Annotated in this window: 21 protein-coding genes and 1 pseudogene; 9 read left to right on the plus strand and 13 right to left on the minus strand. The window is 71.6% G+C overall.

From position 1 onward, the window contains the following. Positions 1–195: 195 nt before the first annotated feature. Positions 196–1,662: a PAS domain-containing sensor histidine kinase gene (locus ACH45E_RS37570; protein WP_361449987.1), complete on the plus strand. Its 1,467-nt coding sequence runs from the start codon at positions 196–198 to the stop codon at positions 1,660–1,662. Between the two features lie 181 nt (positions 1,663–1,843). Here the strand turns inward: ACH45E_RS37570 and ACH45E_RS37575 are convergent, their stop codons facing one another. Both ACH45E_RS37575 and ACH45E_RS37580 read right to left on the minus strand, forming a co-directional pair. Further along, positions 1,844–2,101, minus strand: coding sequence for a WhiB family transcriptional regulator (locus tag ACH45E_RS37575; protein ID WP_016639615.1), 258 nt, complete (start codon positions 2,099–2,101; stop codon positions 1,844–1,846). Between the two features lie 320 nt (positions 2,102–2,421). After that, positions 2,422–3,390: a diacylglycerol kinase family protein gene (locus ACH45E_RS37580; protein ID WP_361449990.1), complete on the minus strand. Its 969-nt coding sequence runs from the start codon at positions 3,388–3,390 to the stop codon at positions 2,422–2,424. A gap of 116 nt (positions 3,391–3,506) precedes the next feature. On the opposite strand from ACH45E_RS37580, the gene ACH45E_RS37585 reads away from it, so the two are divergent. After that, entirely contained in the window at positions 3,507–3,953 is a 447-nt protein-coding gene (locus ACH45E_RS37585; RefSeq protein WP_361449993.1) for a hypothetical protein, read from the plus strand. A gap of 36 nt (positions 3,954–3,989) precedes the next feature. Here ACH45E_RS37585 and ACH45E_RS37590 read toward each other — a convergent pair whose 3' ends face one another. From ACH45E_RS37590 to ACH45E_RS37600, 3 genes are all read right to left on the minus strand, one after another. Further along, complete coding sequence (locus ACH45E_RS37590) at positions 3,990–5,108, minus strand: RNA polymerase sigma factor SigF (protein ID WP_361449996.1); 1,119 nt, start codon at positions 5,106–5,108, stop codon at positions 3,990–3,992. Further along, positions 5,105–5,518: an anti-sigma factor gene (locus ACH45E_RS37595; RefSeq protein WP_006136266.1), complete on the minus strand. Its 414-nt coding sequence runs from the start codon at positions 5,516–5,518 to the stop codon at positions 5,105–5,107. The genes ACH45E_RS37590 and ACH45E_RS37595 overlap by 4 nt, the downstream gene beginning before the upstream one ends. A gap of 262 nt (positions 5,519–5,780) precedes the next feature. Next, on the minus strand, positions 5,781–6,041 hold the full coding sequence (locus ACH45E_RS37600; protein ID WP_361450000.1) for a UBP-type zinc finger domain-containing protein: 261 nt from the start codon (positions 6,039–6,041) through the stop codon (positions 5,781–5,783). Between the two features lie 61 nt (positions 6,042–6,102). On the opposite strand from ACH45E_RS37600, the gene ACH45E_RS37605 reads away from it, so the two are divergent. Continuing rightward, a complete protein-coding gene (locus ACH45E_RS37605; RefSeq protein WP_361450003.1) occupies positions 6,103–7,698 on the plus strand; it encodes a Na+/H+ antiporter in 1,596 nt (531 codons plus the stop codon). A gap of 380 nt (positions 7,699–8,078) precedes the next feature. On the opposite strand, the gene ACH45E_RS37610 is transcribed toward ACH45E_RS37605, so the two are convergent. Further along, a complete protein-coding gene (locus ACH45E_RS37610) occupies positions 8,079–8,999 on the minus strand; it encodes a pyridoxal-phosphate dependent enzyme (RefSeq protein WP_361450006.1) in 921 nt (306 codons plus the stop codon). Between the two features lie 31 nt (positions 9,000–9,030). Then, positions 9,031–9,624: an N-acetylmuramoyl-L-alanine amidase gene (locus ACH45E_RS37615; RefSeq protein ID WP_361450009.1), complete on the minus strand. Its 594-nt coding sequence runs from the start codon at positions 9,622–9,624 to the stop codon at positions 9,031–9,033. A gap of 298 nt (positions 9,625–9,922) precedes the next feature. On the opposite strand from ACH45E_RS37615, the gene ACH45E_RS37620 reads away from it, so the two are divergent. The 4 genes from ACH45E_RS37620 to ACH45E_RS37635 all read left to right on the plus strand — a co-directional run bounded on the left by ACH45E_RS37620 (position 9,923) and on the right by ACH45E_RS37635 (position 13,236). Then, positions 9,923–11,329, plus strand: coding sequence for a family 2B encapsulin nanocompartment shell protein (locus ACH45E_RS37620; protein ID WP_361450011.1), 1,407 nt, complete (start codon positions 9,923–9,925; stop codon positions 11,327–11,329). A 112-nt stretch (positions 11,330–11,441) separates the two neighbouring features. Then, a complete protein-coding gene (locus tag ACH45E_RS37625; RefSeq protein ID WP_361450014.1) occupies positions 11,442–12,548 on the plus strand; it encodes a family 2 encapsulin nanocompartment cargo protein polyprenyl transferase in 1,107 nt (368 codons plus the stop codon). Positions 12,549–12,678: 130 nt separating this feature from the next. Continuing rightward, complete coding sequence (locus ACH45E_RS37630; RefSeq protein WP_361450017.1) at positions 12,679–12,894, plus strand: hypothetical protein; 216 nt, start codon at positions 12,679–12,681, stop codon at positions 12,892–12,894. Positions 12,895–12,903: 9 nt separating this feature from the next. Beyond that, positions 12,904–13,236, plus strand: a complete 333-nt coding sequence (locus tag ACH45E_RS37635) for a DUF952 domain-containing protein (protein ID WP_361450020.1) — start codon at positions 12,904–12,906, stop codon at positions 13,234–13,236. 20 nt (positions 13,237–13,256) lie between these two features. Here the strand turns inward: ACH45E_RS37635 and ACH45E_RS37640 are convergent, their stop codons facing one another. From ACH45E_RS37640 to ACH45E_RS37665, 6 genes are all read right to left on the minus strand, one after another. Next, a complete protein-coding gene (locus ACH45E_RS37640; protein ID WP_361450023.1) occupies positions 13,257–13,994 on the minus strand; it encodes a VOC family protein in 738 nt (245 codons plus the stop codon). Continuing rightward, the gene (locus ACH45E_RS37645; RefSeq protein WP_361450026.1) at positions 13,991–14,407 is read right to left on the minus strand and encodes a VOC family protein; all 417 of its coding nucleotides are present in this window, start codon (positions 14,405–14,407) and stop codon (positions 13,991–13,993) included. The genes ACH45E_RS37640 and ACH45E_RS37645 overlap by 4 nt, the downstream gene beginning before the upstream one ends. Positions 14,408–14,444: 37 nt before the next feature. Then, positions 14,445–15,800 (minus strand): Clp protease N-terminal domain-containing protein, encoded by a 1,356-nt coding sequence (locus ACH45E_RS37650; protein ID WP_361450029.1) that lies wholly within the window; start codon positions 15,798–15,800, stop codon positions 14,445–14,447. Then, the gene (locus ACH45E_RS37655; RefSeq protein WP_361450032.1) at positions 15,800–17,116 is read right to left on the minus strand and encodes a tetratricopeptide repeat protein; all 1,317 of its coding nucleotides are present in this window, start codon (positions 17,114–17,116) and stop codon (positions 15,800–15,802) included. Before ACH45E_RS37655 ends, ACH45E_RS37650 begins: the two co-directional genes overlap by 1 nt. A gap of 1 nt (position 17,117) precedes the next feature. Next, a complete protein-coding gene (locus tag ACH45E_RS37660) occupies positions 17,118–17,489 on the minus strand; it encodes a hypothetical protein (RefSeq protein WP_361450035.1) in 372 nt (123 codons plus the stop codon). Positions 17,490–17,577: 88 nt separating this feature from the next. Continuing rightward, a complete protein-coding gene (locus ACH45E_RS37665; RefSeq protein WP_361450037.1) occupies positions 17,578–17,976 on the minus strand; it encodes a helix-turn-helix transcriptional regulator in 399 nt (132 codons plus the stop codon). A 72-nt stretch (positions 17,977–18,048) separates the two neighbouring features. Here ACH45E_RS37665 and ACH45E_RS37670 point away from each other — a divergent pair. Both ACH45E_RS37670 and ACH45E_RS37675 read left to right on the plus strand, forming a co-directional pair. Beyond that, a pseudogene (locus ACH45E_RS37670) lies at positions 18,049–18,199 on the plus strand (polyphosphate kinase 2); the annotation flags it as partial. A gap of 135 nt (positions 18,200–18,334) precedes the next feature. Then, positions 18,335–19,153: a class I SAM-dependent methyltransferase gene (locus ACH45E_RS37675; RefSeq protein WP_361450040.1), complete on the plus strand. Its 819-nt coding sequence runs from the start codon at positions 18,335–18,337 to the stop codon at positions 19,151–19,153. Positions 19,154–19,703 lie beyond the last annotated feature (550 nt).

A 19,703-nucleotide genomic window follows, 5' to 3' on the forward strand; every position in this document is an offset into this window, starting at 1 on the left:
GACCGAGGAACCGGAGCTCTCTGCCCTGACTGCCCCGGATCCTCATCCATCGGCCGACCGGGACCGCACACCCCACGGCCGTTGCTGCTCCGGGCTGCGGTGCCGGGAGGGTTGAGGGTCCCTCCCAGGCGCCGCGGCCCGCGGGTGTTTTTCGGGCAGGTCCGAGCCCCCGGGTACGCTCGCAGAGTGCCCTCCATGAACGAACTCGTACGCCAGCACACCGCCCTCGACGACTCCGACCTCGAGTGGCTCCACCTGCTGGTCTCGGAGTGGCAGCTGCTCTCCGACCTCTCCTTCGCGGACCTGGTCCTGTGGGTACCCACCCGCGACGGCACGCGGTACGTCTCGGTGGCCCAGATGCGCCCCAACACCGGCCCGACCTCCTACCAGGACGACATGGTCGGCCATCTGGTCCCGCGCGGCCGGCGTCCCATGCTGGACGCGGCGCTGGACGAGGGCCGGATCGTGCGCGAGGGCGACCCGGAGTGGCGCGAGGAGGTCCCGGTGCGGGTCGAGTCGATCCCCGTACGACGGGACGGGCGGGTCCTCGGCGTCATCGCCCGCAACACCAATCTGCTGACCGTGCGCACCCCGAGCCGCCTGGAGCTCACCTACCTCCAGAGCGCCTCCGACCTGGCGCAGATGATCGCGGCCGGTTCCTTCCCGTTCCCCGACCAGCAGGTCGACATGGACGCCTCGCCGCGTGTCGGTGACGGCCTGATCCGGCTGGACGCGGACGGCATCGTCCAGTACGCCTCGCCGAACGCCCTGTCCGCCTACCACCGCCTCGGTCTCGCCGCCGACCTGGTCGGCCAGGAGCTGGGCACGACCACCGCCGAACTCGCCCCGACCCGGGGGCCGGTGGACGAGGCGCTGGCCAAGGTCGCGAGCGGATGGGCGCCGCGGGAGTTCGAGATCGAGGCCCACGACGGCGTGATCCAGTTCCGGGCGATCCCGCTCAAACCCAAGGGAACGCGCATCGGTTCGCTGGTCCTGCTGCGGGACGTCACCGAACTGCGGCGCCGCGAACGCGAGTTGATAACCAAGGACGCCACCATCCGGGAGATCCACCACCGGGTGAAGAACAACCTCCAGACGGTGGCCGCGCTGCTCCGCCTCCAGGCCCGTCGCATCGACTCCGAGCGCGGCCGGGAGGCGCTGGAGGAGGCCGTGCGGCGGGTCGGCTCCATCGCGATCGTGCACGAGACGCTGTCCCAGAACCTGGACGAGCGGGTGGAGTTCGACGAGATCGCCGACCGTGTGCTCGCGATGGTCGCCGAGATCTCGCCGGGCAAGGTGACCGGCCGGCGCACCGGCCGCTTCGGCATACTCGACGCCGAGGTCGCCACCCCGCTGTCCATGGTCCTGACCGAGATCCTGCAGAACGCCCTGGAGCACGGCTTCCGCGAGGGCGACACCGGCACCGTCGAGGTCTCCGCGGTCCGCGGCGGCACCGCCAAGGAGGCCCGCCTCCTGGTCACCGTCCAGGACGACGGCGTCGGCCTCCCCGACGGCTTCGACCCCCACCGCTCGGGCAACCTGGGCCTGCAGATCGTACGGACCCTGGTGGAGGGCGAGTTGGGCGGCACCTTCGACATGGTCCCGGCGCCGGAGCGGGGGACGCGGGTGATCCTCGACATTCCGGTGCGGGCGCAGAAGTAGGCGCGGAGGCGACGGAGGTACCCCGGACAGCATTGAGCCCCGGACCACAAGTGATCCGGGGCCTAAGCTCGTTGCTGCTCTGTCAAGCGCATCGGGGGTCCTGCGCGCTGCGGCTCGGGGGCGGGAGATGCGTACTCGCTGTACGCGCCGCCAAGCTCAGGCTGTCAGTAGGGGTGGGTTGTCAGGCGGAGGCCTGACGAGCCCGGTTGCGGGCGGCGCGGCGCTTCATCGCGCGACGCTCGTCCTCGCTGAGACCACCCCAGACGCCGGAGTCCTGGCCGGACTCGAGCGCCCACTGCAGACACTGCTCCATAACCGGGCAGCGACGGCAGACGGCCTTGGCTTCCTCGATCTGCAGCAGCGCAGGACCGGTGTTGCCGATGGGGAAGAAGAGCTCGGGGTCTTCCTCGCGGCAAACGGCGTTGTGACGCCAGTCCATGGCTGCTACCTCTCCTTGGTATTACATGCAGATTGCTTGTGAATGTGAACGCTTTCACGAATCCCTCAACAAGTGAAGGGCCGACCGTCGAGTCTCCCCGGCGTGGTCCTGATGTTTGAAGAGGGGTTCCGGTGATCACTGGAGGCCGGTGTTGCGGGCCGTCCTGATCGCCACGTAGAGACTCGCAAACCTCAGCGGCGGATACAACCCCTTCCGGAAAGTTTTTTTTGATTCCTCGGTGTCGACTGGGTCACAGCCGTACTTCCATGGGGTGGATCCTGGCCTAAACGTTCGAGTGAAAGGACTTTAGCCCGTTCCGCTCACACAATCACACGCAGTGCGCGGCGTACGCCTGTGAACGTCACGCTGGTACGCAGTCCCAGGTGGTCGCCGTCCATCTGAAGGGGGAGTGGCACCTTCGAATGCAAGGTGAAGCCGTCCAGGTCGTGCAGGGAGGCGGCGTGCTTGCCGTGGGGGCCGCGCTCGGGGGACGAAGTGAGCAACTGGGTGCCATACCGGGCAACCGCGGCTGTGGACAGACGGCTGAGACCGAGCACGTCGAGGCCTTTATCGAACGAGGCCTTAGGCGACGTGTACATCGGGCGATTGCCGAGATAGGTCCAAGGCGACGTGTTCGAGACTATCGCCACGACAAGATCGGTGACGGGGTCCCCGCCGGGGTGTTCGAGCGTGATCGTGCCGTGCCGGCGGTGCGGCTCGCCGAGGAACTGCCGGACCACCTGGCGCACGTACAAGGCGTGCGTCGACTTCTTGCCGCGCTCGCGCTGCTGCTCGACCCGGCCGACCACGCCCGCGTCGAACCCGAGGCCCGCGTTGAAAGTGAACCAGCGGGAGGGGACCGCCTCGTCCTCCGTGCCGGGCGTGCCGGAGGCCAGGCCGAGGCCGACGACGCGCTCGCGGCCCTCGCGCAGCGCGTCCAGCAGGGCGCCGGTGGCCTCGACGTTGTCGTTGGGCAGACCCAGGGCTCGGGCGAAGACGTTGGTGGAGCCGCCGGGGACCACGGCGAGGCCGGGCAGCCGGTCCGGGTCGGGGCCGGCGTGCAGCAGGCCGTTGACCACCTCGTTGACGGTGCCGTCGCCGCCGAGGGCCACGACCAGGTCGATGTCGTCGCTCTCCGCCGCCTGCCGGCCCAGGTCGCGGGCGTGGCCGCGGTACTCGGTGGTCACCGCCTCGAGCTTCATCTCGCTCGCCAGCGCGTGGATCAGCACGTCACGCCTACGTGCGCTTGTGGTGGTTGCCGCCGGATTGACCACGAGAAGTGCACGCATGGGTTGCAGGTTACCTACTGGGTGGTACTCGGCGAAGACCGAGGTAGGGATCCGGTAAGAAGAGGGGACGTGAGCCTGGACACCCCGGGCTCCGGGGCGACGGCTACCCTGCAGGGGTGAGCAGTGAGCAGAACCCCACCCCCGAGATCCTCGCGGAGGCCGACGGACCCCGTCCGCGCCGGCTGACCTACGCGGCGGCGCTGGCCGCGCTGGAGGGGGCCGCGCTGGTGGTAGGCGGTGTGTGGACGCTCGTACTCGGCATCACCGGCGACCCGGACGACCGGCAGCAGGCCGTCACCCTGGCCATCACCCTGATCGTGCTCGCCCTGCTGCCGCTGCTCGCCGCGCGCGGCCTGCTGCTGCGGCGCGGCTGGAGCCGGGGCCCCGCCGTGATCACACAGATCATGGCCCTCCCGGTCGCCTACAGCCTCCTCCAGGCCGACAGCCTCGCGATCCCGGCCGGCATCGCCCTCGCCGCCGTCGCGCTGACCGCACTGGTCCTCCTGCTGAACCCCGCCACGACCAGGGCCCTGGGCATCAAGGGACCGGGCCGGGCGGAGTAGTCCGGGCAGCCTGAGTAGTCTGAGGAGTAGCTCCTGCTACTCCTCCACCAGCAGCTTTTCCCGTAGCTGGGCCAGGGTGCGGGCCAGGAGGCGGGAGACGTGCATCTGGGAGATGCCGACTTCCTGGGCGATCTGGGACTGGGTCATGTTGCCGAAGAAGCGGAGAAGAAGAATCCGCTTCTCCCGGGGCGGGAGATCCTCCAGCAGGGGCTTGAGGGACTCGCGGTACTCGACGCCCTCCAGGGCCTCGTCCTCCGCACCGAGGGTGTCGGCCACCGCCGGGGACTCGTCGTCCGTGTCGGGCACGTCCAGGGACAGCGTGGAGTAGGCGTTCGCCGACTCCAGGCCCTCCAGGACCTCCTCCTCGGAGATCGCGAGCTTCTCGGCCAGCTCGTGCACCGTGGGCGAGCGCCCGTGCTGCTGGGACAGCTCGGCCGTGGCCGTGGTCAGCGAAAGGCGCAGCTCCTGAAGCCGGCGCGGCACGCGGACCGCCCAGCCCTTGTCACGGAAATGCCGCTTGATCTCGCCGACGACGGTCGGAGTGGCATACGTGGAGAACTCCACGCCCCGGTCCGGGTCGAAGCGGTCGACCGACTTGATCAGCCCGATGGTGGCGACCTGGGTGAGGTCGTCCAGCGGCTCACCACGGTTGCGGAAGCGGCGCGCGAGGTGCTCGACGAGCGGCAGGTGCATACGGACCAGCTGGTTGCGCAGCTCCGCGTACTCCGGGCTGCCGTTGCTCAGCGCCCGCAGCTCGACGAACATCGCACGCGCCCCGCTGCGGTCGTGGGGGTCGTGCTGCGCGCCCCGCAGGACCGGCACGGCCTGTGCGTTCACCTCGTCGTCGTCCCGTTCGTGCTCGCTCATCGTCCCGCCCGTCGCCCTTCCCCGAGCCCTCGCCTCCGTCCGGGCCGGGGACACCCCGCTTGGCCGCTCCAGAGGCGCGCTCTGCACGGCACCATCCCGATCCCGCTGCCCGTCGTCCGGGAAGCCGGCCTCCGCGGAGTGGTCCTCCGGGTGGGGCCTGGCCTGCTCGGGGATCCCGTCGATGCCGTCCCGCATGCGTGCGAAACCGTCCGGAGAGCTCGCGCCTCCGACCGGCAGCTCACGTGTGCCGCGCTCTTCGTCCCGCACCGGACCGTCCCCGTTCCTCACGCCGGCCCGGGTCCCGCGCCGCGCTGTTTGTAGAGGCTGATCGACACGGTCCTGTCCTCGTCGACGGCTGAGGAGACCTTGCCCGCCAGGGCCGACAGCACGGTCCACGCGAAGGTGTCCCGTGAGGGAGCGTGCCCGTCCGTGGTCGGCGCCGAGACCGTGACCTCGAGCGAGTCGTCGACGAGCCGGAAGACACAACTGAGCACGGAGCCGGGCACGGCCTGCTGGAGCAGGATCGCGCACGCCTCGTCCACGGCGATGCGCAGGTCCTCGATCTCGTCCAGGGTGAAGTCCAAGCGGGCGGCGAGACCGGCCGTCGCCGTACGCAGCACCGACAGGTAGGCACCCGCAGCCGGCAGCCGGACTTCCACGAAGTCCTGGGTCGCGGGCTCGCCTGCGATCTGGGACACCCTCACCTCCATGGTGGTACAAGCTTTAGGGGGCCGAGGGTCGCCCCTCGGGGTAACGCGATATGTGGTTCAGCGGTGACGCTATCGCGCTCCGAACGTTCCTGTCCCCGGGACCCCAACCCCCTGGCGTCACTCACAGTAAAGCTGTGGATACGCTCCGTGTCTAGAGGGTCGGCGGTCCCAATTGGGGAGAGCGCGCGCCGGGTTGACGTACCCAGACGTCAGACGCTCGAACCGTCCGGACCGGCGCCTGCTTACAGGGTCACACGAGTACGTGGTCCACGAAGCACCAGCGCCAGCTCTCTCCGGGTTCGAAGGTCCGCATCACAGGATGACCGGACTTCTCGTGATGTTCCGTGGCATGCCTCCCGGGTGAGGAGTCACAGCAGCCGACGTGGCCACAGGTCAGACACTTCCGCAACTGCACCGGGTGCGTACCGTTCGCGAGACACTCCGGACAGGTCTCGTTCTGCGGTTCGGGCTCCGGATGCGGCAGCGCGCCGGCGTGCGTGCACTGTTTCATGATTGCCAGATTACGACGGGCGTGCGGGTGACCGCGCGGAAAACGAGGGCGGGCGAGGACGATGGACGTGATGCCGCTGCTGCTGCTGGTGGCGGGGAGTGCCGCGATCGCGGGGGCGGCCCGGCGGACGCCGGTGCCGGCGCCGCTGCTGCTGGTCGCGGTCGGCCTGCTGGTCTCGTACGTCCCCGGGATGCCCGACTACACCCTCGACCCCGAGGTGGTGCTCCCCCTCCTGCTGCCCCCGCTGCTGTACACGTCGGCGACCGACAGCTCCTACCTCGACCTGCGGGCCCAGCTGCGGCCGGTGGCGCTGCTGTCGGTGGGATACGTGCTCTTCGCGACCTTCGTCGTCGGCTGGGCCGTTTATCTGATCGTCCCCGGGATGCCGCTGACCGCCGCGCTGGTGCTGGGCGCCGTGGTGGCGCCGCCGGACGCGGTCGCGGCGACCGCGGTCGCCCGGCGCGTGGGCCTGCCCTCGCGGATCACCACGATCCTCCAGGGCGAGTCCCTGCTGAACGACGCCACCGCGATCACCGCCTACAAGGTCGCCCTCGCCGCGGCCGTCGGCGAGGGCGCCACCTGGCTCGGCGGCATCGGAGAGTTCCTGCTCGCGGCGGTCGGGGGCGTCGGCGTCGGCCTGGTCCTGATGGCTCCGCTCCACTGGCTGCGCACGCACCTGAAGGAGCCGCTGCTGCAGAACACGCTCTCCCTGCTCATCCCGTTCGTCGCCTATGGCGTCGCCGAGCAGCTGCACGCCTCCGGAGTCCTCGCGGTCGTGGTCGTCGCCCTCTACCTCGGCCACCGCGCGTGGGAGGTCGACTTCGCCACCCGGCTCCAGGAGGAGGCGGTGTGGAAGATGGTCGCCTTCGTCCTGGAGTCCGCGGTCTTCGCGCTCATCGGACTCCAGCTGCCGGTCGTCCTCAAGGGCCTCGGGGAGTACGAGGGCGTCGACGCCACCTGGTACGCGGTGGCCGTCTTCCTGGTGGTGGTCGCGGCCCGGTTCGTGTGGGTGTATCCGGCGACCTTCGTGCCGCGGCTGCTGTCGTCGCGGATCAGGGAGCGGGAGGCGAACCCCACCTGGAAAGGCGCGATGGTCACCTCGTGGGCCGGGATGCGGGGCGTGGTCTCGCTGGCCATCGCCTTCTCCATCCCGCTCACGGTGCACGGCGGCGGCCCCTTCCCGCAGCGCAACCTGATCCTGTTCCTGACCTTCACCACGGTGATCGGGACACTGGTGGTGCAGGGACTGTCCCTGCCCCCGCTGATCCGCCTGCTGAGGTTCCCCGGCCGGGACGCGCAGGCCGAGACACTCGCCGAGGCCAACGCCCAGGCGCAGGCCTCCCGGGTCGCCGAGGAGCGCCTCGAGGAACTCCTCTCGGACGAGCGCAACGCCCTGCCCCCGCCGCTCGCCGACCGCCTGCGCATGGTCCTGGAGCGCCGCCGCAACGCCGTCTGGGAGCGGCTCGGCGCGGTGAACCCCGTGACCGGGGAGACGGTCGACGACACCTACCGCCGCCTGTCCCGGGACATGATCAGCGCCGAGCGCGAGGTCTTCGTCCGGCTGCGCGACCACCGCTACATCGACGACGAGATGCTGCGCACACTGCTGCGCAGGCTGGACCTGGAGGAGGCGGCGGCTTACCGGGAGGCGGCGTAGGCACTGGCGACGCGGGTTGTCCGGGGCGCGGGCTGGTCGCGGGAGGGGGCGCTCGCGGGGCGGGCTGTGCGTGGGATGGGGTGCTCGGGGCGAGGCGGGATGGGGCGGCCACGAGGAGATGGCGGTCACGAGGGGGGGGGTGGTCCCGCTACGGGGCGAGGCCGGGGCGGGCCGGTCGCGGGACGGGCTGCTCCCGCGGCAGGCGGGAACGAGCCGGCTGGTCCCGCGACGGGTGGGAACGGGACGGGCTGGTCACGGGAGGGGCTGGCCTCGCGGCGGGACAGTGTCGGAGCGGGCTGGCCTCGGGGCAGCACAGTCACGGGACGAGCCGGTCACGGGAAGGGCTGGTCCCGCGACCGGGTGGGAACGGGACGGGTCGGTCATGGGAAGGGGCGGCCGGTGATGACGGCGGTGACCGTCGTCCCGCGTGGGAAGGCGCCTTCGCCGGTGAGGGTGACGAGAGCGTGGAGCAACTTGGCGACATACAGCCGCTCCACGGGCAGGCCGTGGCGGTCCTCGAAGTCCGCGGCGAAGGCTTCGAGCCCCGCGGGGACGCGGGCGTAGCCGCCGAAGTGGAAGCGGTCGTCGAGCGACCAGGTGCCCCGGGGGCCGCCGAAGGCACGCTCCTGGAGGCCCCGTATCTCGGCGGCCAGGAAGCCGCCCTTCAGGACGGGTATGCCCAGGGCGCGCTGGTCAGGGCCCAGGCCGGCGGCCGTACCGGCGAGGGTGCCGCCGGTGCCGCAGGCGAGGGCGACCACATCGGCCACACCGACTCCATCGCCGAGGTCGCCGTCGCCGCGCAGTTCCCGGCCGAGGGCCTGGCAGCCGCGGACCGCCTCGGCGTTGCTGCCGCCCTCCGGGACGACGTAGGCGTCCGGCTCGCCGACGGCGCGCAGGACGGCGTCCAGGGTGCCGGGTTCGGCCTTGCGGCGATATGTCGACCTGTCGATGAAGTGCAGGCGCATGCCGTCGGCCTCGCAGCGGGCCAGGGACGGGTTGCGGGGCCGGTCGGCCAGCTCCTGGCCGCGGACCACACCGACCGTGGCCAGGCCGAGGAGGCGGCCCGCGGCGGCGGTGGCCCGCAGATGGTTGGAGTACGCGCCGCCGAAGGTCACGATCGTGCGGCCGGCCGCCGCCTCGATGTTCGGGACCAGCTTGCGCCACTTGTTGCCGATCAGGTCCGGGTGGATCAGATCGTCCCGCTTGAGCAGGAGACGCACGCCGTGCCTCGTGAACCGCTCGTCGGTCACCTCCCGCAGGGGGGAGGGCAGGCGGGGGCGGAGGGTGTCGGGGCTGGTCACGGGTTCATTGTCGCCCGGGACGGTCCGGTCGCTACGCCTTCAGGCGTGCCCTGATCCGCTCCCTCATCCAGCTCATCGTGAAGCCCCTCGGGTCCACCTTCCCGGGCTGCCACTCCAGGTGGCCGATGACCGAGCGCTCCGTCCAGCCGTGGTGGCGGCAGACCGCCGCGGCGGCCTTCTCGATGGCCGCCAGCTGGGCCTCGGGCCAGGGGTCGTCACCGTCGCCGAGGTTCTCGCACTCGAAGCCGTAGAAGTGCCGGTTGCCGTCGGTGTCGGCCTCGTTGTCCGGCGGCAGTCCCTTCTCGGCGATCACGGCGCGCAGCACGTCGTCGTCGCCGAGCCCGGCGTGGTTGGCGCGGCCGTAGCCGACGAGGTGGACACGGCCGTCCTTGGTGATCACGCCGTGGCACAACGGGCCCGGCAGCTCGGCGTAGCCGTCCCGGCAGAGTTCCACCGTCCGCTCGCTGCCCCTGGTCACCGTGTGGTGGATCATCACGCCGTGCACCGGGCCCCAGGGCCCCTTGTGGTCGCGGTTGTGGTGTTCCCAGTCGCCGACCTCCACGACGGTGAGCCCTTCGGCTCGCAGGGCGTTGAGGAAACCGCTCGCGGACATGGGTGAGGCCATGATCGCCTCCTTCGTGCTGTGCCGGGCGGCAGCCGGTCGCGACCGCCTCGTACAGCTGCTTCTCTACCGAAACCGGACGTCCCGGTATGCATGGTTCGCACACTGTGCGAGCCGATCAGGACAACCCCCGCATTCCCGGCAAGCGGTGGGCGCGGTCCCTCTGTTTGCCCGGTAGTCCGATGATCCAATCCCGCTCTTTCGGGTAATGGTGTCGACACGTTGAGTGATGAGAGTCTGGCTGCGAGATCGATGCCCGGCGCAGTTCGGCGCCGGAGCATGACCGGGAGGGCAATTCTCTATGTCGGTAGGCGAAGAGGTCCGCGAGGAACAGAACAAGCCGCAGCAGAGTCTGAACACCGCGGCGGCGCGGAACCTGGCCACGACCACCAAGTCCGCACCCCAGATGCAGGAGATCAGCTCCCGCTGGCTGCTGCGGACGCTGCCATGGGTGAACGTCCAGGGCGGCACGTACCGGGTCAACCGGCGACTGACGTACGCGCTCGGCGACGGGCGCATCACCTTCGTGAAGACCGGCGAGCGCGTCGAGGTCATCCCCGGCGAACTGGCCGAACTGCCGGCCCTGCGGTCCTACGACGATCAGGAGGTGTTCTCGGAGCTCGCCCAGCGCTGCCACCGGCGGGACTTCGCCCCGGGGGAGGTGATCGCCTCCTTCGGCAGCCGGGCCGACAAGGTCTACCTGCTCGCCCACGGCAGGATCGAGAAGGTCGGCACGGGTCCGTACGGCGACGACGCGGTCCTGGGCGTCCTCGCCGACGGCGCGTACTTCGGCGAGCAGGTACTCCTCGACCCGGACGCCATCTGGGAGTACACCGCGCGCGCGGACACCGCCTGCACGGTGCTCATCCTCTCCCGCGAGGACTTCGAGCAGGTCGCCGAGCGCTCCGACTCCCTGCGCGAGCACGTCCGCCAGCAGCGTTCGATCCCGCACCAGCGCACCAACAAGTACGGCGAGAAGGCGGTCGACCTCGCGGCCGGCCACAGCGGCGAGCCGGACATCCCGCACACCTTCGTCGACTACGAGGCCAGCCCGCGCGAGTACGAGCTGAGCATCGCGCAGACCGTGCTGCGCATCCACACGCGTGTGGCCGACCTCTACAACCAGCCGATGAACCAGACCGAGCAGCAACTCCGGCTCACCGTCGAGGCGTTGAAGGAGCGCCAGGAGCACGAGCTGATCAACAACCGTGAGTTCGGCCTGCTCAGCAACTGCCAGTACGACCAGCGGCTCCAGCCGCACGACGGCGTGCCCAGCCCGGACGACATGGACGAACTGCTCAGTCGCCGGCGCGGCACCAAGCTGTTCCTCGCCCACCCGCGCGCGATCTCCGCGTTCGGCCGCGAGCTGAACAAGCGCGGACTCGTCCCGGAGACGATCGACATGGGCGGCAACCGCATCCCCACCTGGCGCGGGGTGCCGATCTACCCGTGCAACAAGATCCCGGTCAGCGAGGCACGGACGAGCTCCATCATCGCCATGCGCCTGGGAGAGGAGGAACAGGGCGTCATCGGGCTGCGCCAGGCGGGCATCCCCGACGAGATCGAGCCCAGCCTGTCCGTGCGCTTCATGGGCATCAATGAACAGGCCATCATCAAATACCTGGTCACGGCCTACTACTCGGCGGCGGTCCTGGTACCGGACGCGCTGGGTGTGCTGGAGAACGTCGAGATCGGCCGCTGGAGGTGACGTTTCGGCACCCGGCCGCCGTGTCCCCGTCGGCCGGGACGGGTAGACCCTCCGGGTACGCGCTCAGTCGGGGCGGAAACGCCACGGTCCGCGGGCTTCACGAGGGGGACCCATGGCCGAGTTCATGACGGGTACGAAGCAGCGCCCAGGGGGATCGCCGCGGCCCGCCGGAGTGCTGGACCCGCTCGACGGGCACGAGGCAGCGGCGATCCTGGACCGGGCCCGCGCCTCGGTCGACCCCGAACTGCGTGCCGCCGTCGAGTCCTTGCCCGGCTCGATGCGGCGGATCGCGCAGTACCACTTCGGGTGGCGGCACGCGGACGGTACCCCGGCGACCGGCGGCGCGGGCAAGGCCATACGTCCCGCGCTCGTCCTCGCGGCGGCCGAGGCGCTGGGCGGACAGGGGGCCCGGGCCGCGTCCCTGCGGGCGGCAGCGGCGGTGGAACTGGTCCACAACTTCACGCTGCTGCACGACGACGTGATGGACCGCGACACCTCCCGTCGGCACCGGCCCACCGCGTGGACGGTGTTCGGCGACGCCGACGCGATCCTCGCCGGGGACGCCCTCCAGGCGCTCGCCCTCCGGCTGCTCGCCGGGGACCCGCATCCGGCGTCCGGACAGGCGGCGGCCCGGCTCGCGGACTGCGTCGTCGAACTGTGCGCCGGGCAGCACGCGGACACGGCCATGGAGAAGCGGGCCCCGGGCGAGGTCACGCTCGACGAGGTGCTCGTGATGGCCGAGGCCAAGACCGGCGCGCTGCTGGGGTGCGCCTGCGCGCTCGGCGCCCTGTACGCGGGGGCGACGGCTCAGGACGTGGCGGCACTGGACGCCTTCGGCCGCCAGGCGGGGCTCGCCTTCCAGCTGATCGACGACGTCATCGGCATATGGGGCGACCCCGCGCGCACCGGCAAGCCGGCCGGAGCCGACCTCGCGGCCCGCAAGAAGTCGCTGCCCGTCGTCGCGGCGCTCACCTCGGGCACCCCGGCCGCCGCCGAGCTCGCCGAGCTGTACGGGAAGCCGTACGAGGAGGGGGACACCGAAGGGATCGCCCGCACGGCGCAGGTCGTGGAACGGGCCGGCGGCCGGGACTGGGCGCAGGCCCAGGCGGCCGACCGGATGGCCCGGGCGATGCAGGAGCTGGCCCGGGCCGTCCCGGATCCGGAGGCGGCGGGCGGTCTGCTGGCGCTGGCGGAGTTCGTGACCCGGCGCAGCAGCTGAGAAGAGACCCCGGAGCCTTTGGGGCCGTGCGGCTCCTGACCCCGCACGGTCACCGGGGGCTCCGGCCAGGCGGGTCCCGCACATCCCCACGGTGTGCGGGCCCCGCCCTTCGTCTCCTAGGCTGAGGAGCATGGGCAGCGAGGGGCATGTCTGTCCGGCCTGCGGACGGCCTGTCGAGACGGTGATCCGGCGCCACAAGACGCTGGGCGCCTGGGTCCCGCTGTGGGTGCCCGGGCCCTGCCGCAACCCCGACTGCCCCACGCATGCCGAACCCGCGCCCGAGGAGCGGCCCACACCCCCGGCGCCCCCCGAAAATGATCCGGCGCGGCAGGAACCCGGCCCGTAGCGTGGCCGTATGACGAAACTGCCGTACATCGTGCACATCACTGAACGCTCCCTGTGGGACGCGGCCCGCGAGCGCGGCACCTACGAGGTGTCGACCCGCGGCCGCACCCTCCAGGAGGAGGGCTTCATCCACTTCTCCACCCGCGACCAGCTCCCGCGCATCGCCGCCTTCCTGTACGGCTCCTACGAAGGCCCCGACGAGCTGGTCGTCCTGGTCGTCGACCCCGGCCGGGTCGGCGTGCCCGTGAAGTACGAGGCCATGGAACCGGGCGGCGAGGAGTTCCCCCACGTGTACGGGCCCGTGCCGGTCGACGCCGTGGTGGAGGTGGAGCCCTGGGGGTGACGGGGCTCCACGCGGGCGTCCTACCCGGGCGGCAGCGCGCCCGTCCGCGGGTCCCGGCCGGTCAGGCAGTAGATCCCGCCCGCCGGATCGCGCATCACCGTCCAGTGCGGGCCGTCGGCGACGAAGGAGGCGCCCAGGCGCTCGTGGCGTGCGCGACTGGCCATGATGTCCGCGCAGGCCATGTCGAGGTGTCCGGAGGCGGGCCCCTCCTCGCCGAGCCGCTGGAGCAGGACGCGTACCGGCAGGCCGGGCGGCGGCCCGAGCACCCGGAACTCCGACCGTGATCCCGCCCGCAGGTCCCAGCCGGTCAGTTCCGCCCAGAAGACGGCCTCGGCGTCGTACGCGGACGGCGGCACGTCCAGGCACACCTGGTCCAGCCTGCTGCCGCCCACCTCCGCCGGCCGCGCCGACTCGCCGTGCCACGGCACCGCGCAGAACGAATGCCCGGCGGGCGACCTCAGCACGGCCCACCCGTCGTGCTCCGCGACCACATTCGCGCCGAGCTCCCGGGCCGACTTCACCAGCGCCGGCACGTCCTCGGCACAGAGGTCGAGATGCGCGCCGCCGGCGCCCGCGCCGACGCCCTGGAGCTTCACGCAGGGGTCGGCGCCGTCCTCGGGGAGGAGTGTCACGAACTCGCCCCGCTCGCCCCGGGGTTCGGACAGCCGGGTCCCGGTGACGGCCGTCCAGAACTCCCGGGCGCGGTCGAGGCGGCGGGCCGGCCGGTCGACGAAGGCGTACGTCCAGCGGATGTTCACGCGTCCGGCCGCTCGATGAACCGCAGCATGTTCCCGGCCGGATCGCGGAACGCGCAGTCGCGCATGCCGTACGGCTGGTCCGTCGGCTCCTGCAGCACCTCACCGCCGGCCTCCTCGACCCGCGCGTACAGGGCGTCGCAGTCACGGGTGGTGAAGATGACCCCGCGCAGCATGCCCTTGGCGAGCAGCTCGGCCATCGCCTGCCGGTCGGCGGGCGAGGCGTCCGGGTTCATGCCCGGCGGCTCCAGCACGATCTCCACGTCCGGCTGGAGCGGCGAGCCGACGGTCACCCAGCGCATCCCCTCGAAGCCGACGTCGTTGCGGACCTCCATGCCCAGGATGTCGACGTAGAAGTGGAGCGCCTTGTCGTGGTCGTCGACGGCGATGAAGCACTGCTTGAGTTTCAGGTCCATGTGCTCACGCTAGTTCGGGACGACGGGCCGCGCTGCCTCAGCTCATGGCCCAGATGTAGGGGTCGTGTTCGGTGGGGACGGGACCGGGTGCGGGGGAGGAGCGGGGCGTGGCGGTCCGGATGCCGGAGTAGGCGGCGAGGGCCGCGCGGACGTCGCTCTCGTGGACGGACGAGAGCATGTCCGCGGGCGTGTCCGACCGTGCGGCCTGCATCCGCACCAGCGCGGCGGCCTCGTCCAGCAGGCCGATCGCCGAACCGGGCAGGGACTGGTCGGGCACGTGGTCCCGCGCGAGGGTGGCGGCGGCCTCCAGGGCGTCGACGGTGAACACGGCGTCGTGGTGGCTCGCCACGCGATTGGCGACGGCGCGGAGGATGTGCCGCACGTCGTCGTCGGACGGCTCTTCGACGGGCACCGGCTGGACGAGCCGGTCGAGGCCGGGATCGGGCACCCGGCGCTCGTACTGCGCCCGCCCGCAGTCGCCGAAGACGAAGACGTCGGGGGTGTCGAGCAGGGGGCGGAACAGGTTCAGGGGTGTGGTGACGCCGTCGGGCAGGTGCAGGGGGGTGAGGGCGCCGTCGAGGTAGAGGACGACGTGCGGGCTGTTCCTGAACTCGTCGAGCAGGTCGGCGATGAGAGCGCCGCCCCGGGCCCGGTGCTGCGGGTCGGCGAGGGCGGTGCCCAGATCCAGCGCGCGGACGGTGTGGTCCCGCAGCACCGCCGGCAGGCGTCCCTCCGCGATCGCCGAGGCGACACCGACGGCCACGGACTTCTTGCCGACGCCGGGCTCCCCGACCAGCACGGGGACGTTGCGGTGGTGGCGGGTGAGTACCTGGAGCACCCGGTCGATCTCGGTGGCGCGCCCGACGACGGGGCGCGGGACGAGCACGCGGGTGAGGGCGGCGAGGAGGCCGGCGGACTCGGTGGACTCGGTGGGACCGGGGCGCGCACCCTCGATGGCCGCCTGCCGTACGCGGTCCATGTTCACCCCGTTCGCCCGCAGGACGTCCACCGCGGTGCCGCCGTCCACGGCGGTCAGGGCGAGAACGATGTGCATCGGTTCCACGTCGGCGGCGCCGAGCAGAGTGGCCTCCAGGGGCGCTTGCTCGAGTACGGCCTTGGCCCGGGCGCTGTAAGGGAGGGCCTGTGGCGGCTTGATGCGGCCCAGGCCACGCGCCCCCAGCACCGATCCGCGGATCTGCGCCGACGAGACACCCAGCAATGCCTCGAGGTCCTCGCCGGTACCTGCCCGACCGGCCTCTTCGATCAGCGCGAGAAGCAGGTGTTCCGTGCCGATGTTCCGGTGTCGGAGAGTCCGGGCGTTGCGCTCCGCGCAACTCACGACCGACAGCGCCTCCTGGCTGAACCGCGAGTCCCCTTTGAACCGCTCAGGCATCAGCCCACCCCCTGCCCTTCCATCGCCGCCAGATCCCCCCGAGCCCTGCGCGTATGCGCATGCTCCGCCCCCAGCACCCGCTCCCGCTCCGCCACCAGCTGCCGCAGCAGTGCCACCGCCTCGTCCCGGGCGCCGGTCAGGGCGAGGTTGCGGGCCAGGATGTGCCGGGTGCGCAGGGTGTGCGGGTGCTCGGCGCCCAGGACGCGGCCCCGGTCGGCCAGCAGTACCCGCAGCATGCCGATGGCCTCCGCACGGTGACCGGCCTCGCCGAGGTTGACGGCGAGGAACTGCCGGGTGCGCAGGGTGTCCTCGTGATCGGGGCCGAGGAGCCGGAGCTGGTCGGCGAGCAGGTGCCGGAGCAGCCCGGCGGCCTCCACCGGGGTGCCGGCGCCGCCCAGGCTGTGCGCGTAGGACTGGCGGGTGCGCAGGGTGTCGGGGTCGTCGGGACCGAGGACCCTGGTCTGTTCGTCGAGGATCTTCTGAAGCTGACCGGCCGCGCCCTTCCAGTCCCCGCCCTTGCCCTGCTCCACCGCGGCGACATGCCGTCTGCGCAGGTCGGGACCGGCGGTCGCGGCGAAGGCGCGGTTGATGCCGAGCGCGATCCGGTGCGCGCCGCCGGCGCCGCGGTTGAGCGGGGTGGGCAGGCCCTCGGCCTCCATGATCGCCCGCAGCCGCTGGTACAGGTCGTCGATCGTGAGCAGTTCGGGGCCGCCGACCACACCCTCGCGCAGCAGCCGCATGAACCGGCCGGAGAACGCGGTGTGGTCCTCCTCCGGCAGCGCGAGGGCGACCTGGTCGCGCTGCGCCGAGGTCAGCACATAGGTGCCGGCCACCTCGAGCTGCCCGATCCGCTCGCCCCCGCCGCCGGAGAGGGAGTCGGAGACGGCCCGGCCGGAGAAACAGCAGTCGAGGACGACCACCTTGGTCTCGGCGGGGCTGTCGAGCACGGCGTCGCGCAGCTTGTCGTACTCGAGGGAGTTGAACTCCGGCGCCGCCCACTCGCTGTCGGGCAGTGCCAGGTACAGCTCATGGCGTCGGCCGCTGACCAGCCCGTGCCCCGTGTAGTACACGAGGAGCAGGTCCTCCGCCTCGGCCACGGCGGCCCGTAGTCGTCCTCCGACGGTCCTGAGGTCGCCCTCGTCCAGCAGCTTCGTGCAGTGGCTGTCGGGAACCAGCCCGTAGTACTGGTCGGTGAACAGGCCGGCCAGGTCGGTGATGGTGCGGTCCACGGCAGGGAGATCGGGCAGCGCCGGGTCGGAGTAGCGACTGGCGCCGATCAGCACGACCCGGGAGCGGTGGGGGTCGGGAAGGCGCACGTCAGTCCCGCGCGTCCTGGTCCGGCTCCTCCTCGCGGGCCTGCCGCAGGAGCCGCTCCACGTCCTCGGCGCCGACCCGCTTGGCGTCGATCTCGACGACACGCCCGCCGTCCAGCTCGACCTTCAGGCGTACGTCGCTGCGGCGCGGCTGGGTGATCCAGGTGCGCAGGCAGGAGGCGAGCACGGTCAGCGGGCCGCCTGCCCCGAGCAGCACGGTCACCGTGTCCAGGGCGGTGCCCAGTTGTCCCGGCCGCGGGGCGCTCCCGGTCAGCCGGACCTTCCCGGCGAGTGCCGGTTCGCCTCTGAGCCAGTCGGTCAGGGACTCGGCGTCCCTGACCGGGTCCTCGCTCCGGACGGAGATGAGTGCAGTCACCACGGCTCCCCCGACTTCCTCAATGACCCTGCTACGCAACGCTGTTGGGAAAGGACCAGTGTAGGGCGGGGCGAGCGGGGAGTGGCGGTCAGTAGGGGCGGCGCCGGGGCCGGGTGAAGGTGCGGGCCACGCAGGACGGGATCACCGCGGTCTCCTCGTGCGAGCGGGCCCGGTACGCGCTCGGGGTCTCGCCGACCAGCTCGGTGAAGCGGGAACTGAACGAGCCCAGGGAGGTACAGCCCACGGCGATGCAGACCTCGGTGACGCTGAGGTCGCCGCGGCGCAGCAGGGCCTTCGCGCGTTCGATGCGGCGGGTCATGAGGTAGCTGTACGGGGTCTCCCCGAAGGCCTTGCGGAAGCTGCGCTGGAAGTGGCCGGGGGACATCAGGGCGGTACGCGCGAGCTCGGCCATGTCGAGCGGCTCGGCGTACTCGCGGTTCATGCGGTCGCGGGTCCGGCGCAGGCGGACGAGGTCTTCGCGCGTCACCCGGACAGCATGGCACGGCGGATGCGCATACGGTGCGCCTCACTTCGACGGACCCTTCGCCTCCGGTCAGCCAAACGCGCCCGGGTCGAGGCCATGCGCAGCGTCCTCGCCCGTTTCGACTACACCGACAAGGACGGAGATCGTCGGCCGCCCCGACCCCCGCGTCGTGGGCGCGGCGGCCGGCCCCCTGGAGGCCGGGGAGGACGACGACGGCGAGAAGTGAACCTGCTGGGCCGGGGCGGGAGTTGGGCGGGCCGCAGTACGGTGGAGCCGCGCGGGCCGCACGCCCGCGTGAACGGCTCCAGCGCACGGTCGCCCTCGCGGCCTCACCCGCCGCCCACCCTCCGGAGCTGCCGACGTGACCGAACAGTCCGCCGCACACGCCGCCGCCGTCACCGACCGGGCCCGCCTCGCGGGAAGCGCCTACAACAGCGACCGGGACCTGGCCGTCCGCCAGTCGCTCTACCAGTGGCAGACGCCCCGTCACGACCTGCCCGGCATCGTCGCCGAGAAGCTGGGCGGCGTACGCGGGCGCGTGGTCGATGTCGGCTGCGGCAACGGCAGGTTCATCCAGCGGCTCCGTGCGGACCGGCCCGATCTGGCCCTGCTCGGCCTGGACGTCGCTCCCGGCATCCTCGCCGGTGTGCCCGGCCCCGTCGCCGTGGCGGATGCCACCCGCCTGCCGCTGGCCACGGCGAGCGTCGACGCCGCCCTGGCGCTGCACATGCTCTACCACGTCCCTGACATCCCCCAGGCGGTCAGGGAGCTGTCCCGCGTCGTCGCCCGTGACGGGCTGGTGATCGCCTCCACCAACAGCGACCGGGACAAGGCCGAACTCGACGAGTTGTGGCAGCGGGCCGCCGGCGACGTCCTCGGCACCGGACGCGGCCCGGCCCGTATCTCGCTCAGCGCCCGCTTCCCACTGGAGAAGGCCCGGGCCTTCCTGGGGGCGGAGTTCGGCCGCGTGGAGACGATCGAGCTGCCCGGCACCATCACGGTCCGCGACCCCGGGCCGGTCATCGCGCACATGGCCTCGTACCGGGCATGGGCGGACCAGCACGATGTGCCCTTCGACGCGACCATCGACAGGGCCCGTGCCATCCTCGACGGTCACATCGCCCGGAACGGGGCGTTCACGGTCAACAGCAAGGGCGGCATCCTGCTCTGCCGCCGATGAGCGCGCGCGGCGATGGGGTGCGACGGTCCTGATCGGGTGTCCTGCGGACTGTGTGCGGACTGCTGTCCCGTCCGGGGGCGTAAGCGGCTGACGCTGCCGGACCCTCGGCGGGCCGGTGCCGGCATGTCTGCGGGGTGCGCCGACCGCCGGTGATCTGCAGCGCCTGCCGCGCCGGCCATAGGGATGAAGTGGGATGATCGAGGCGCGCACCCGGCTGTGTCACGACGGCACTCTCGTCCTGGAGGACTTTCCCGCCAGTGACGTCGCCGCGCATCTCGCCGATCCGACGTCGGTCCCTACTACGGCCAGAATCTCCCCTCCCCCGGGTTCGGCCGCCAGTCCGGATTCATCACCTCGGCAGCCGTCATCGTGGTCCTGTCCGCTGTGCTGTATCTGACGTTCAAGCCCGAGGACTGGCTCTGACCGGCCCGGTGCCGGGCGCCGGAGACCAGGCTCCGAAGGCAGGAAAATACCTGGTCACCCCCGGCTTTTCGGGCGGGTGAGCGGAGTAGTGTGAAGACACCGGGAGTTCTTCGCGTACCGCTCCGCC

Source organism: Streptomyces sp. NPDC020299, from assembly GCF_044387825.1.
Lineage (GTDB): Bacteria > Actinomycetota > Actinomycetes > Streptomycetales > Streptomycetaceae > Streptomyces.